The organism is Pseudomonas sp. AL10 (genome assembly GCF_029960685.1).
In the GTDB taxonomy this organism is placed as follows: domain Bacteria; phylum Pseudomonadota; class Gammaproteobacteria; order Pseudomonadales; family Pseudomonadaceae; genus Aquipseudomonas; species Aquipseudomonas lactis.
Genome location: NZ_JASBQZ010000011.1, coordinates 134695 through 148569, shown reverse-complemented (window position 1 = coordinate 148569; position 13875 = coordinate 134695). Strand labels below are relative to the sequence as shown.

General features: G+C 61.3%; 10 protein-coding genes and 2 pseudogenes. 8 read left to right on the top strand and 4 right to left on the bottom strand.

Annotation, left to right across the window (positions count from 1 at the left end):
* The first annotated feature begins 290 nt into the window (after window positions 1-290).
* Window positions 291-2786, top strand: a complete 2496-nt coding sequence (locus tag QK296_RS13925) for a LuxR C-terminal-related transcriptional regulator (protein ID WP_003194060.1) — start codon at window positions 291-293, stop codon at window positions 2784-2786.
* Here QK296_RS13925 and QK296_RS13920 read toward each other — a convergent pair.
* Window positions 2783-3658, bottom strand: a complete 876-nt coding sequence (locus QK296_RS13920; RefSeq protein WP_094774561.1) for an AraC family transcriptional regulator — start codon at window positions 3656-3658, stop codon at window positions 2783-2785. The two genes, QK296_RS13925 and QK296_RS13920, sit on opposite strands and share 4 nt — an antisense overlap.
* Window positions 3659-3794: 136 nt before the next feature.
* Here QK296_RS13920 and QK296_RS13915 point away from each other — a divergent pair, with 136 nt between their 5' ends.
* Window positions 3795-4733 (top strand): DMT family transporter, encoded by a 939-nt coding sequence (locus QK296_RS13915; RefSeq protein ID WP_034133627.1) that lies wholly within the window; start codon window positions 3795-3797, stop codon window positions 4731-4733.
* 63 nt (window positions 4734-4796) lie between these two features.
* Here QK296_RS13915 and QK296_RS13910 read toward each other — a convergent pair.
* The 3 genes and pseudogenes from QK296_RS13910 to norR form a co-directional block, all read right to left on the bottom strand.
* Window positions 4797-5036: pseudogene (locus tag QK296_RS13910) on the bottom strand (helix-turn-helix domain-containing protein); the annotation flags it as partial.
* 130 nt (window positions 5037-5166) lie between these two features.
* Window positions 5167-5406, bottom strand: a pseudogene (locus QK296_RS13905) (helix-turn-helix domain-containing protein); the annotation flags it as partial.
* Window positions 5407-5536: 130 nt separating this feature from the next.
* Entirely contained in the window at window positions 5537-7084 is a 1548-nt protein-coding gene (gene norR / locus QK296_RS13900) for a nitric oxide reductase transcriptional regulator NorR (RefSeq protein WP_282391042.1), read from the bottom strand.
* Between the two features lie 147 nt (window positions 7085-7231).
* Between norR and hmpA the strand changes: the two genes are divergently transcribed.
* The 6 genes from hmpA to cyoD all read left to right on the top strand — a co-directional run bounded on the left by hmpA (window position 7232) and on the right by cyoD (window position 13864).
* Window positions 7232-8413 (top strand): NO-inducible flavohemoprotein, encoded by a 1182-nt coding sequence (gene hmpA, locus QK296_RS13895; RefSeq protein WP_282391041.1) that lies wholly within the window; start codon window positions 7232-7234, stop codon window positions 8411-8413.
* Between the two features lie 221 nt (window positions 8414-8634).
* Entirely contained in the window at window positions 8635-9141 is a 507-nt protein-coding gene (locus QK296_RS13890; protein ID WP_003194055.1) for a disulfide bond formation protein B, read from the top strand.
* A 794-nt stretch (window positions 9142-9935) separates the two neighbouring features.
* Window positions 9936-10877, top strand: coding sequence for a ubiquinol oxidase subunit II (cyoA, locus tag QK296_RS13885; protein WP_003194054.1), 942 nt, complete (start codon window positions 9936-9938; stop codon window positions 10875-10877).
* Between the two features lie 3 nt (window positions 10878-10880).
* The gene (gene cyoB / locus QK296_RS13880; protein WP_003194053.1) at window positions 10881-12899 is read left to right on the top strand and encodes a cytochrome o ubiquinol oxidase subunit I; all 2019 of its coding nucleotides are present in this window, start codon (window positions 10881-10883) and stop codon (window positions 12897-12899) included.
* 3 nt (window positions 12900-12902) lie between these two features.
* Entirely contained in the window at window positions 12903-13529 is a 627-nt protein-coding gene (locus tag QK296_RS13875; RefSeq protein WP_003194052.1) for a cytochrome o ubiquinol oxidase subunit III, read from the top strand.
* Window positions 13529-13864 carry a cytochrome o ubiquinol oxidase subunit IV gene (gene cyoD, locus QK296_RS13870; protein ID WP_003194051.1) on the top strand — a complete coding sequence of 112 codons (336 nt, stop codon included), beginning with the start codon at window positions 13529-13531 and terminating at the stop codon, window positions 13862-13864. The genes QK296_RS13875 and cyoD overlap by 1 nt, the downstream gene beginning before the upstream one ends.
* The last annotated feature ends 11 nt before the right edge of the window (window positions 13865-13875 follow it).

The following is a 13875-nucleotide window of genomic DNA, read 5'->3' as shown; positions in this document are numbered from 1 at the left end:
GTACCCGGTCCAACTGTGTTGACTGTTAGGCCGTCTTCGCAGGCAAGCCAGCTCCCACATTTGGACCGCGGCGCGTCAGCTAGATCAGCGTCGGCTATTAGGCCGCCACAGGATCAGCGTCGTACCGAAGTGGTGTAGATACCGATGGCCATCCCAGGCAGCCCAGCTCCCACACTGAATGGTGTCTACCGCGATTTTTATGGTCTTCAATCACCCCGCTGAATACTTCTTCAACAACCGCCAACCACAGGTCTAGGGTGACGCAACAATAAAAACAGCAGGATGCAGCAATGACCGCCATGACCCGCTGCCTGGACCGTCCTGGATGCATGCCACGGCTGTCCGCCCACCACCTGTTGCGTCCGCGCTTGTCACAGCCTTTGCTCGCGGCGCAGGCGCGTGTGAGGTTGCTGTGCGCGCCGGGTGGCAGCGGCAAGAGTGCGCTGCTCGCCGAGTGTGCATTGCAGGCGCCGGCGGGATGCCTGGTTCATTGGATGCCGCTCCATGGCGCAGCACTCAGCCCATTGGAGTTGTGCACACGGCTGGCGCAACAGCTGGGCCTGGTGTTTATCGATGAAGCCACCTTATTGCTCGACCTCAGCCGCTGGCCCAATCCTGCGTGGCTGTTTCTGGATGACTTCTGCCGCCTGCCGGGCCCCGAATTGGACGCGTTGCTCGACCGTCTGCTCAGCGCCAGCAGTGCGCAACTGACGTGGTGGCTGGGTGCGCGGCGGCGCCCGGTGTGCAACTGGCCGCGCCTGTTGCTGGAGGATGAATTGCTGGAGTGCAGTGAGTTGTCGTTCAGCGCTGCGGAGGTCCAGGCGCTGCTCGCCCCAGGGCAGAACGTCGACAGTGTGATGCAATTCAGCGGCGGTTGGTGTGCCGGTGTGCGCATCGCCGCGCTGGGCGATAACCACCCTGATAAGACCTTGCTGGATTACCTGCAACACGAACTCTTCAGCACCTTGTCGGCGCCACTGGCCGAAGCCTGGCGTGTACTGGCTCACTTGCCGCGTTTTAACCTGAGCCTGTGCGAACACCTGTTCGGCTATGGCGACGGCGATCAGTACCTGCGCGAGCTACAGGCGCTCGGGGCGTTTATCCAGCCCTGGGAAGACACCAGCGACTGGCTGCACATCTTCCCACCGTTGGCGCGCCTGCTGCGCGACGAACCCTGGCCGGCCAAGCGTTCGTGGCACCGCCGCGCCTGCCAGTGGTTCAGCGCCGAGCGCGACTGGCAAGCCGCCTTCGAGCAGGCGTTGCTGGCGCAGGAATATGAAGTGGCGGTGAGCCTGTTGCAGCACTTCAGTTTCGAGGATTTGTTTCGCCAGCAGAACGCCGTGTTGCTGTTACGCCTGCATGAACAGCATGGCGATGAGTTGATGTTGGGTTCCGCGCAGTTGGTGGGGCTGCTCACGGCCGCGTTGTTGTTCGCCGGGCGATTCGAACAGGCGGCCTTGTGCATCGAGCAACTGGCCCGCTTTGCCCCGCAACCGACGGCCGCCGCGCAACGCTATCTGCTGGCGCGCTGGCAGGCGCAATGGGGCTGGTTGCTGCATTTGAGCGGCGATGCCGAACGCTCCCGTGAGCACTTTCTCGAAGCCCTGCAAGCGCTGCCTGACAGCGCCTGGACATCACGGCTGATGTGCCTGTCGGGCCTGACCCAGCAAGCCTTGCTGCGCGGTGAGTTGGAGGCCGCCCAAGGCTTGAACCGTGAAGCGCTGTGCCTGGCCCGGGCCCACGGTTCGCTGGTATTGGAGGCCCTGCTGGAGTTGGACCACGCCCAGTTGCTGGAGCAGCGTGGCGCGCCTTACCGGGCACAGAGCCTATTGGAGACGGTGCAGGCGATGTTGGCCGGGCAACGTCTCACCGCCGGGCCGTTGGTGGGGCGTATTGTCCTGCGGCGCGGGCATCTAGCCTTGCGTCGGGGCCAGGACGGCCTGGCCGCTGAATGTTTCGAGGCTGGCTTGAGCATGTGCCTGCAGAGCCAGGACAAGCGCGTGCTGTATGGCTTTCTGGGCCTGGCGCTGTTGGCAGCCAATCGTGGCGACTACGCCCAGGCGTTCATTCAATTGCGCGACGCCGAGCGCCTGATGCAGCAGCGTCAGGTACCCGACACGGTGTACCGCGCGGTACTGCTACTGGTCAGTGGGCACTTCTGGTTGCAGCAAGGCCGCGCCGAATTGACGGTGCAAGCCGTGCGCCGGGTGTTGCGCCACTTTCGCGGGCCTTGCGCCAAGCAGGCACCGCCGGCCACCTTGGAGCTGATCCCGCGCCTGGAGTATTTGCTGGTGCTGGCCGAGGTCAAGCTGGGCTGCGCCGAGCAACCCATTGCGCGGCTCAATGCCTTGCTCGACACCTCACGGCAACGCGGCATGCTTTGCCTGGAAACCGAATTGCACCTGGTGCTCGGTGAAGTGACCTGGCAGCTTGGCGACCCGGCGTTGGCGCGCCGGTCGCTGCAAGCGGGCTTGGCGCTGGCAGAGCGTTGCCAGGTGCAGCAGGCGGTCCGCGAGTTGCGTTTACGCGCGCCGGGGCTTTTGAGTGAGCTGGGCCTGGAGCCCCAGGCCGCGCCTGCCGGGGCGGCGCAAAACCCGCTGAGCCAGCGTGAGCTGGAGGTGCTGCAACTGATCGCGCTCGGCAACTCCAACCTGGAAATCGCCGATCGCCTGTATATCTCCCTGCACACCGTCAAGACGCACGCGCGGCGTATCCACAGCAAACTGGGGGTAGAGCGACGCACCCAGGCGGTGGCCAAGGCAAAGACGTTGGGCTTGATGGTCTAGGCGCAGAATGCCTGGCGGTATTGGCTCGGCGTGGCGCCCATGGCGTGACGAAAGCGCTGGTTGAAATGGCTGGCGCTGGAAAAACCGCACAGCAAGGCCACCTCACTGATCGCTAAAGCACTGCTGCGCAGCAGGTTTTGCGCGCGCGCCAGACGCCGTGCCAGCAGGTATTGATGGGGCGGCACACCGAAGCTTTGGCGGAACATCCGGGCGAAATGGTATTCGGACAGCGCGCACATGGCGGCCAACTGGCCGAGGCTGATGGCGTCTTCCATATGCTGGTCGATGTACTCTACCAACCGCCGCCGTTGGTGCGCGGCCAACCCGCCTTTCAAGCGCAGGCCTTCGCGGGCGCCGACCTGGGTGAGCAAGGTATGGCTGAGCAGTTCATGGGCCAGGCTGCTCGTCAGCAGTCGCTCGCCGGGCTCGTGCCAGTTGAGGCTGACCAACTGGTGAAAACGCCGGGCCTGGAAGGGGTCTTCAAGGAAGGTGCCCTCACGCAATTGCAACTCCCGTGGCTCACGGTCCAGCAGGGTGACGCAGCCGAGGGCAAATTGTTCCGGGCTGAAATACAGGTGGGCCAGGCGAATATCGCCATTGATCACCCAGGCCGACTGATGCTCGGCCGGCAGGATGCACAGTTTGTCGGGGCCACCCTTGAGGCCCGGCTGATCACGCCGAAAGGTGCCCGTGCCGCCGCCGATGTAGCAGGACAAGGTGTGATGGCTGGGGGCCTGGTAATCCTGGGCGTCATGGTGGTTGCTCCACACGGCCGCAGCCAACCCGTCACCGAGCTCGGCGCAGGCTTGCAAGCGTGCGTGGGGCGAGCGGTTGAGGGCTTGGAAGACGTGCAGCGATTGCAGCTCTGGCATGGTGTGTTCTCCGACACTTTGCATCCTACGCTCCACCGCTGGTGCTGTGAGCCCATCGCCCGACAAAAGCGCAAGAATGTGCAAGAGCCTGCGAGGGGGTGAAGGCCACACTGTGGCTCAATCGACGGAGCCGGCTATGAATCTTTTCCTGTACCTACTCACCGTACTCATCTGGGGCACCACTTGGATCGCCCTCAAATGGCAGTTGGGCGTGGTCGCGATTCCTGTGTCGATTGTCTATCGCTTCGGCCTGGCCGCTCTGGTGCTGTTCGTGCTGTTGCTGCTCAGCCGCAAGTTGCAGGCGATGAACCGGCGCGGGCACTTGATCTGCCTGGCGCAGGGGCTGTGCCTGTTCTGCGTCAACTTCATGTGCTTTCTCACCGCCAGCCAATGGATCCCCAGTGGCCTGGTGGCGGTGGTGTTCTCCACGGCGACCTTGTGGAACGCGCTCAATGCCCGGGTGTTTTTCGGCCAGCGGGTGGCGCGTAACGTGCTGATGGGCGGGGCGCTTGGGTTGCTGGGGCTGGGCTTTTTATTCTGGCCGGAGCTGGTTGGGCATACCGCTAGCCCGCAAACCCTGTTGGGCCTGGGCTTGGCCCTGCTGGGCACCCTGTGCTTCTCGGCGGGCAACCTGTTGTCCAGCCTGCAACAGAAGGCTGGGCTCAAGCCGCTGACCACCAATGCCTGGGGCATGGCCTATGGGGCGGCGATGTTGGCGACCTATTGCGCGGTGCGTGGCATTCCCTTCGAGATGGACTGGAGTGCGCGGTATATCGGTGCGCTGTGGTACCTGGTGATCCCGGGCTCGGTGATTGGTTTTACCGCTTACCTCACCCTGGTGGGCCGTATGGGGCCGGAGAAAGCGGCGTATTGCACGGTGCTGTTTCCGGTGGTGGCGTTGAATGTGTCCGCATTCGCCGAGGGCTACCAGTGGACGGCGCCGGCGTTGATGGGGCTGGTGCTGGTGATGTTGGGGAATGTGCTGGTGTTTCGTAAGGCCCGTGCGCTCGATTGTTCCCACGCTCTGCGTGGGAATACCGCTCGGGACGCTCCGCGTCCGCTCTCGAGGCCATGACGCGGAGCGTCGGGTGAGGCATTCCCACGCGGAGCGTGGGAACGATCAACGGAGGTGCCCGCTTTATTTGAGGCCTAGCCGCTTGGCCATGCGCCCCAGGTTGGCGCGGTCCAGGCCCAGTTCGCGGGCGGCGCTGGCCCAGTTGTGCTGGTGGCGTTCCAGGCAGGCGCTGATGAGTTGGCGCTGGTAATGCTCGGTGGCCTGGCGCAGGTCGCCGCTGACCATGGGCAGGGCTTGGGCCGGTGCTTCTTCGGCCACCGCCGCAGTCACGTCGGGCAAGTCCAGGTCCAGGGCGCTCAGGCTCGATTGTTCCCACGCTCTGCGTGGGAATACCGCTCGGGACGCTCCGCGTCCGCTCTCGAGGCCATGACGCGGAGCGTCGGGTGAGGCATTCCCACGCGGAGCGTGGGAACGATCAACGGAGGTGCCCGCTTTATTTGAGGCCTAGCCGCTTGGCCATGCGCCCCAGGTTGGCGCGGTCCAGGCCCAGTTCGCGGGCGGCGCTGGCCCAGTTGTGCTGATGGCGTTCCAGGCAGGCGCTGATGAGTTGGCGCTGGTAGTGCTCGGTGGCCTGGCGCAGGTCGCCGCTGACCATGGTCAGGGCTTGGGCCGGTGCTTGTTCGACCACCGCCGTACTCACGTCGGGCAAGTCCAGGTCCAGGGCGCTCAGGCTCGATTGTTCCCACGCTCTGCGTGGGAATACCGCTCGGGACGCTCCGCGTCCGCTCTCGAGGCCATGACGCGGAGCGTCGGGTGAGGCATTCCCACGCGGAGCGTGGGAACGATCAACGGAGGTGCCCGCTTTATTTGAGGCCTAGCCGCTTGGCCATGCGCCCCAGGTTGGCGCGGTCCAGGCCCAGTTCGCGGGCGGCGCTGGCCCAGTTGTGCTGGTGGCGTTCCAGGCAGGCGCTGATGAGTTGGCGCTGGTAATGCTCGGTGGCCTGGCGCAGGTCGCCGCTGACCATGGGCAGGGCTTGGGCCGGTGCTTCTTCGGCCACCGCCGCAGTCACGTCGGGCAAGTCCAGGTCCAGGGCGCTCAGGCTGAGAATCTTCGGGCGCTCGCGGCAGTTGCCCAGGGCTTTCAACGCGCTGCGTCCGATCAAGTGCTCCAGCTCGCGCACATTGCCCGGCCAGCTGTAGGCCAGCAGGGCCGCCTGGGCATCAGTGGTCAGGCGCAGGCTGCCCAGGCCCATGCGCGAACGGTTCTGTTCGAGGAAGAAGCCCGCCAACAGCAGCACATCACGCCCGCGCTCGCGCAGCGCTGGCACTTGCAGCGGGTAGACGCTCAAACGGTGGTAGAAGTCGGCGCGGTAGCGGCCATTGCGCACCTCTTCGGCGAGGTCGCGGTTGGTGGCGGCAATCAGGCGCACGTCCACCTGGTGCTCCTTGTCCGAGCCCAGTCGCTGTAACTGGCCGCTTTGCAGCACGCGCAGCAACTTGGCCTGCACGGTCAACGACAACTCACCCACTTCATCCAGGAACAGGGTGCCGCCATTGGCCAGTTCGAACTTGCCCCGGCGCTCGTTCAACGCGCCGGTAAAGGCGCCGCGCACATGCCCGAACAGTTCGCTTTCGACCAAGGTCTCGGGCAGGGCGGCGCAGTTGAGGCTGATCAGCGGTTTGTCGGCGCGCGAAGAGGCGGCGTGGATCGCCTGGGCCACCAACTCCTTGCCGACCCCGGTTTCGCCGGTGATCAGCACGGTCAGGTCGCTGCCGCCGACCAGCTTGATTTCCTCGACCAGGCGCTTGTGCGCTTTGCTCTGGCCGATCATTTCCTTGTGCTGCTGGCCGCTGGCCTGGCGATAGATCTCGGCGCGCTGGTGCTCGTCTTCGGCCCGCAGCGCCAGGCGCTCGATGCGCTCAGCCACGTTGACGGTGGCCGCGGCGAGGCTGGCGAAGGCTTGCAGGGCGTCCAGTTCGCCCCGTTCAAACCGCTCGGTATCGAGGGCGTCCAGGGTCAGCAGGCCCCAGGGCTGGTCGTCGATAAACAGCGGGCAGCCCATGCAGTCGTGGACTTCCAAGTGGCCGTGCAAGCCGGCGACCAGGCCGTCATAAGGGTCGGGCAATTCGCTGTCACTGTCGAAGCGGGTAGGGCCGGGGCTGCTCAGCAGGATCTCGAAGCGCGGATGTTCGCTGACCTTGAAGCGTCGGCCCAAGGTATCGGCGCTCAAGCCGTCCACCGCCAACGGCACCAACCACTCGCCATCCAGGCGTAACAACGCGGCGGCGTCGCAGGGCAGCAGGGCGCGCATGGCTTGCAGCAGGCGTCGGTAGCGCTCGCCTTCGGGCAAGTCCCGGGACAGGTCAGCGACCAACGGAAGCAAGGTGGTGAGCAGGGGTTGTGCAGTCATAATGACTCCTTGTAGTCCTTATGACTATAAAGTGTAGGAGGTCATACTGACTACATAATATTTAACTCGTTGAAATTAAAGGATTTATAAGTTGGCATGATTGCTGACTGCTTTAAGGTAATCAGTAAGAAGACCCAGGAGTCTCCCATGCTTAGTGCCCAAGACCGTGCAATCATCAAATCTACCGTGCCCCTGCTGGAAAGTGGCGGCGAAGCGCTGATCACCCATTTTTATCGCATGATGCTGTCCGAGTACCCCGAGGTGCGCCCGCTGTTCAACCAGGCCCACCAGGCCAGCGGTGACCAGCCTCGCGCCCTGGCCAATGGCGTGCTGATGTACGCGCGGCATATCGACCAGTTGGACCAACTGGGCGACTTGGTGGCCAAGATCATCAACAAGCACGTGGCCTTGCAGATTCTGCCGGAGCATTACCCCATCGTTGGGGCCTGCCTGCTGCGGGCTATTTCCGAAGTGCTGGGCAGCGAGATTGCCACCCCCGAGGTCATGAGTGCCTGGGGCGCGGCCTACGGCCAGTTGGCGGACATTCTGATCGGCGCCGAAGCGGCCATCTACGACGAAAAAGCCCAGGCGCCCGGCGGCTGGCGGGGTGCGCGGCCGTTCCTGTTGGTCAAACGCGTGGAGGAGAGCGACGAGATCATCTCCTTCTACTTCGCCCCGGTGGACAACGGCCCGATCCTGGCCGCAGCGCCCGGCCAGTACATCGGCCTGAAACTGGTACTCGATGGCGAAGAGGTGCGTCGCAACTATTCCCTGTCGGCCCTCACTGACACCGGGATGTACCGCATCAGCGTCAAGCGCGAAGCGGGTGGGCGGGTCTCCAATCACCTGCATGACCAGATGCACGTCGGCGCGACCATTGACCTGTTCCCACCGTCGGGCGAGTTCACCCTGGCCGCCAGTGATAAACCGCTGGTGCTGATCAGCGGCGGGGTAGGCATTACGCCCACACTGCCGATGCTCGAAGCCGCCCTGGCAACCGAACGCCCGGTGCACTTCATCCACTGCGCTCGTAACGGCGGGGTACATGCCTTCCGTGATTGGGTGGACACCCTGGCGGCCCAGCATCCGCAGCTCAAGCGTTTCTACTGCTATGCCGAGGATGACGGCATCAGCCCGGCGGCAGACAAGGTAGGGATGCTCAACCAGGAGCAACTGGCGGCCTGGTTGCCCGAGCAGCGTGATATTGATGTCTACTTCCTGGGGCCCAAGGGCTTCATGGCGGCGGTTAAGCGGCATCTCAAGGCGCTGGGTGTGCCGCAGAAGCAGGCGCGCTATGAGTTCTTTGGGCCCGCGGCGGCGCTGGAATAGAGTTTGGCCAGTTGACCGTATCGGCATCATCGCGGGCAAGCCCGGCTCCCACAGAGGATCGCATTCCAATGTGGGAGCCGGGCTTGCCCGCGATGGCGTCCGCACAATCGCTACATTTGCCACGATTAATCCGCTGTTAACCCCTCTCTGTTTTAACCACTGCCTGTGTGTAAACTTGTTGCCATCAGGCACAACCATAATCAGAGAAAGGGAAAACGGGGATGATTGACGACATGCGTTTAGGCAGGGAGCGGCGCTTTCTGGTGTTGCTGGGCATCATCTGCCTGGCGCTGATTGGCGGGGCGCTCTACATGCAAGTGGTGCTGGGCGAAGCACCGTGCCCGCTGTGCATTCTGCAGCGCTACGCCTTGCTGCTGATTGCGCTCTTCGCGTTCATCGGCGCCGCCATGCGCACCAAGGGCGCGCTGACGTTCTTTGAAGGGTTGGTGGTGCTCAGCGCCTTGGGTGGCGTGGCTGCGGCCGGCCATCACGTGTACACCCAGTTCTTCCCCCAGGTCAGCTGCGGTATCGATGTGTTGCAACCGATCGTCGACGACCTGCCCCTGGCCAAGGTGTTTCCCCTGGGCTTCCAGGTCGACGGCTTCTGCAGCACCCCCTACCCACCGATTCTCGGCCTGTCTCTGGCCCAATGGGCACTGGTGGCATTCGTGCTGACGGCGATCCTGGTGCCCCTATGCATCTATCGCAACCGTCACCCCAAAGCCTGAGTCGCCGAGCCTGCCAAACGCTCCGTTCCTTCTGAATGAAGGCCGGAGCGTTTTTGTTTGTAGGGATTTGTGAAAGCACCGTGACGAGGGGCAACGGAAGGTGCGCGCAGCGTGCGACATGTTGTCACACGGACGCTGTCGCAGGACGTTTCTGACCCGCCGAATCAGCCCTTAAATTTGCACCCGGCGCACAAATTGTGCTGTCAGTTCGTGGTTCGTGCGGAGGTCCGATTTGTGTGCGGCCCCAACCCCTGCGGCCTCTATGAATGCCTTGTTTTATGGGGACTTGGACGGCATCCGCATGCCCTTACAAGCCGTAAGGGAAGTGGCACTGTGCCCAATAACACGGCAATTTTTGTGGTTTTTGTTGAGAATCGAACACGATAAGATCGCGAATCTTTGCAACTTTGGTGAAGGATTGTTGCTGGAATCGATAAAAATTATTTCTTTATAAGACATGGTTTATACATCGCTAGCTAACTACAATCGCCCGCACTGAATGTCCGGTGCTGTTCAATATTTGAGCATTGGAGCGGTCGAGGAGCAGATGGAAGGCTCAATGCGACCCCAGGTTCCGGCAGCCTTTCAACTATCCGCACCAAATGGAATTGGTCTGTAACAAGGCCTTTAGCCACGAAATCGAATAAGAACTCACTGCAGGTCCGTGAAACGTACAGTCATGACGTGTCGGGCAGGCTCTTATTCAATCGAAGAGAAATGCCAACCCTTGGCAGGGTGAAGTGTTGGCGATCAAAACCCAACTGCATTGCGCAAGCTGCTTTAGAGGTCGTGAGATGAGTAAAAACAGGTACCCCCGATTACTAGGCTTTTTGCCGCTGCTTGGCATGATGTTAATGCTGGGAGGCTGCAAGTGGACCTTGCTCGACCCAAAAGGACAGGTCGGTCTGGATGAACGAAACCTGATCATCACCGCTACCCTGCTGATGCTGCTGGTTGTGGTGCCTGTGATCGTGATGACCTTCGCCTTCGCCTGGAAATACCGCGCGTCCAACACCAGCGCGACCTACGCGCCGAAGTGGTCGCACTCCACCAAGATCGAGATCGCGGTGTGGCTGGTTCCGATCCTCATCATCATCGCCCTGGGTTACATCACCTATAAGTCGACCCACGCGCTGGACCCGTACCGTCCGCTGGAATCCGACGTCAAGCCTGTGAACATCCAAGTGGTCGCGCTGGATTGGAAGTGGCTGTTCATCTACCCGGACCTGGGTATCGCCACTGTCAACGAGATCCGCTTCCCGGAGCACACCCCGCTTAACTTCCGGATCACCTCCGACGCCGTGATGAACTCGTTCTTCATCCCTGCACTGGGTGGCCAGATCTACGCGATGGCAGGCATGCAGACCCGCCTGCACCTGATCGCCAACCAGAAAGCTGAAATGGAAGGCATCTCCGCCAACTACAGCGGCGCTGGCTTCACCGGCATGAAATTCAAAGCGATCTCGACAAGCCAGGAAGATTTCGACGCCTGGGTAGCTGCAGTCAAGGCCGCACCTAAACAGCTTGATCAAGCTGAATACGACGCTCTGACCAAACCGAGCCAGAACAACCCTGTCGCCTTGTACTCCGCGTATGAGCCGGACCTGTTTCAGAAAATCGTCGACAAGTACGAAGGTATGAAGCCAGGCAAGCCGGTCAAGCACGAGAAGAAAGAAGTGGCCGTGGTTGAAGGTTCTGATACGGGCGCGCATTCAACTGCTGGGGCAGAGGAGTAAACGATGTTTGGTAAATTAAGTTGGGACGCGGTCCCATTCCACGAGCCGATCGTAATGGTGACTATCGCCATGATCGCGCTGGGTGGTTTGGCGCTGGTTGCGGGTATCACCTATTTCAAGAAGTGGTCCTACCTGTGGACCGAGTGGTTGACCTCGGTCGACCACAAGAAAATCGGCGTCATGTACGTCATCGTTGCCATGGTCATGCTGCTGCGTGGTTTTGCCGACGCCATCATGATGCGTACCCAGTTGGCCATGGCCACCGAGGGTTCGCCTGGCTACCTGCCACCTGAACACTATGACCAGATCTTCACCGCCCACGGTGTGATCATGATCATCTTCATGGCGATGCCTTTCTTCACCGGCTTGATGAACCTTGCCTTGCCGCTGCAGATTGGTGCGCGTGACGTTGCCTACCCGTTCCTGAACTCCCTGAGCTTCTGGCTGCTGGTGTCCGGCGTGGTGCTGATCAACGTTTCCCTGGGCGTCGGCGAATTCGCCAAGACCGGTTGGGTTGCGTATCCGCCATTGTCGGGGCTGCAATACAGTCCGGGCGTGGGTGTGGACTACTACATCTGGGCGCTACAGTTATCAGGGCTCGGGACGACATTGACGGGGGTCAACTTCCTGGCCACCGTCCTGAAAATGCGCGCCCCTGGCATGAAACTGATGGACATGCCGATCTTCACTTGGACTTGCACCTGGGCAAACGTACTGATCGTGGCTTCGTTCCCGATCCTGGCCGCTACCATGGCGCTGCTGTCGCTTGACCGTTACCTGGATTTCCACATTTTCACCAATGAACTTGGTGGCAATCCAATGATGTACGTGAACCTGTTCTGGGCATGGGGTCACCCTGAGGTGTACATCCTGATCCTGCCAGCGTTCGGTATCTTCTCTGAAGTGATCTCGACCTTTACCGGCAAGCGCCTGTTCGGTCACCACTCGATGGTTTACGCATCGGGCGCGATCTCCGTACTGGGCTTCATGGTGTGGCTGCACCACTTCTTCACCATGGGTTCGGGGGCCAGCGTCAACGCCTTCTTCGGCCTGGCGACGATGCTGATTTCCATCCCGACGGGGGTGAAGCTATTCAACTGGCTGTTCACCATCTACCACGGTCGTCTGCGCATGACCAGCCAGGTCCTGTGGACCCTGGGCTTCATGGTGACCTTCGCCATCGGCGGCATGACCGGCGTACTGCTGGCCATCCCGGGTGCTGACTTCGTGCTGCACAACAGCCTGTTCGTGATCGCCCACTTCCACAACGTGATCATCGGTGGCGCGGTATTCGGCTACATCGCTGGTTTCAGCTTCTATTTCCCGAAAGCGTTCGGCTTCAAGCTGCACGAAGGCTGGGGCAAGGCTGCGTTCTGGTTCTGGATCTCGGGCTTCTTCGTCGCGTTCATGCCGCTCTATGCACTGGGCTTCATGGGCATGACCCGTCGTCTGAACGCCACCACCAACCCTGAGTGGGTACCGTACCTGTACGTTGCCATGTTCGGTGCGGTGATGATCGCTGTGGGTATCGCCTGCCAGCTGATCCAGCTGTACGTCAGCGTGCGTGATCGCAAGCAGAACATGTGCGAATCTGGCGACCCATGGAACGGCCACACCCTGGAATGGTCGACTTCGTCGCCACCACCGTTCTACAACTTCGCCGTGATCCCTACTGCGAACACCATTGATGCGTTCACCGAAGCCAAGGAAGACGGTACTGCGTACCAGAAGCCCAAGCACTACGAACCGATCCACATGCCAAACAACACCGCCACTGGCGTGGTGATGGGTGCGCTGTTGACCGTGTTCGGTTTCGCGATGATCTGGCACATCTGGTGGCTGGCAATCGCGAGCCTGGTGGGCACTATCGGTTACTTCATCATTCACGCTGCCCGTGATGATCAAGGCTACATGGTGCCGGTCGAAACGATCGAACGCATCGAAGCCGAGCAGCACGCTCGCCTGGTAGCCGAGAAGAAGATCCCGGCCAACCGTGTAGAAACCTCGTTGGAACAGGCTTAAACCATGTCGAACTTAGTGACCAATGCTGGACACGCCCATGTCGATGACCATGGGCACGATGACCACCACCACGACTCGGGGCCGATAACCGTCTACGGTTTCTGGCTCTACCTGATGACCGACTGCATCTTGTTTGCGTCGATCTTCGCGGTGTACGCGGTACTGGTAAACAACGTAGCGGGTGGCCCGTCGGGCCACGACATCTTCGAACTGCCTTACGTGCTCGGCGAAACCGCCTTGCTGTTGTTCAGTTCGATCACCTACGGCTTCGCCATGTTGGCCTTCTACAAGGGCAACAAGAAGGGCGTACTGAGCTGGCTGGGCCTGACCTTCCTGTTCGGCCTGGGCTTCATCGGCATGGAGATCAACGAGTTCCACCTGCTGATCTCCGAAGGCTACGGCCCGCACCGTTCCGGTTTCCTGTCGGCGTTCTTCACGCTGGTCGGCACCCACGGTCTGCACGTATCCGCTGGCCTGCTGTGGATGGCGGTGATGATGTATCAGGTCAATAAGCACGGCCTGACCAACACCAACAAGACCCGCCTGAGCTGCCTGAGCCTGTTCTGGCACTTCCTGGACGTGGTCTGGATCTGCGTATTCACCGTCGTTTACTTGATGGGGACTCTGTAATGGCTAATGCACACTCCCATGACAGCCACGATTCGAGCCACGGCAGCGTAAAGTCTTATGCCATCGGCTTCATCCTGTCGGTCATCCTGACCCTGATCCCATTCGGCCTGGTGATGTACCCAACCTTGCCGAAGTCGATCACCTTGATGATCGTCCTGGCGTTCGCGGTGATTCAGGTTCTGGTTCACCTGGTGTACTTCCTGCACCTGGACCGCTCCAAAGAGCAGCGCGAGAACGTGATCGCGTTTGTGTTCGCAGGCCTGGTGATCGTTCTGCTGGTTGGTCTGTCGCTGTGGATCATGTTCAGCATCCACACCTACATGATGGCGAAGTGAGGTAAGACCCG

Bases quoted from the DNA above. Each gene is read 5' to 3' on its own strand.
- cyoA (WP_003194054.1), top strand. From the start codon at position 9,936: ATGAGTAAAAACAGGTACCCCCGATTACTAGGCTTTTTGCCGCTGCTT.
- QK296_RS13920 (WP_094774561.1), bottom strand. From the start codon at position 3,658: ATGCCAGAGCTGCAATCGCTGCACGTCTTCCAAGCCCTCAACCGCTCG.
- QK296_RS13890 (WP_003194055.1), top strand. From the start codon at position 8,635: ATGATTGACGACATGCGTTTAGGCAGGGAGCGGCGCTTTCTGGTGTTG.
- QK296_RS13915 (WP_034133627.1), top strand. From the start codon at position 3,795: ATGAATCTTTTCCTGTACCTACTCACCGTACTCATCTGGGGCACCACT.
- QK296_RS13925 (WP_003194060.1), top strand. From the start codon at position 291: ATGACCGCCATGACCCGCTGCCTGGACCGTCCTGGATGCATGCCACGG.
- QK296_RS13875 (WP_003194052.1), top strand. From the start codon at position 12,903: ATGTCGAACTTAGTGACCAATGCTGGACACGCCCATGTCGATGACCAT.
- norR (WP_282391042.1), bottom strand. From the start codon at position 7,084: ATGACTGCACAACCCCTGCTCACCACCTTGCTTCCGTTGGTCGCTGAC.
- cyoD (WP_003194051.1), top strand. From the start codon at position 13,529: ATGGCTAATGCACACTCCCATGACAGCCACGATTCGAGCCACGGCAGC.
- cyoB (WP_003194053.1), top strand. From the start codon at position 10,881: ATGTTTGGTAAATTAAGTTGGGACGCGGTCCCATTCCACGAGCCGATC.
- hmpA (WP_282391041.1), top strand. From the start codon at position 7,232: ATGCTTAGTGCCCAAGACCGTGCAATCATCAAATCTACCGTGCCCCTG.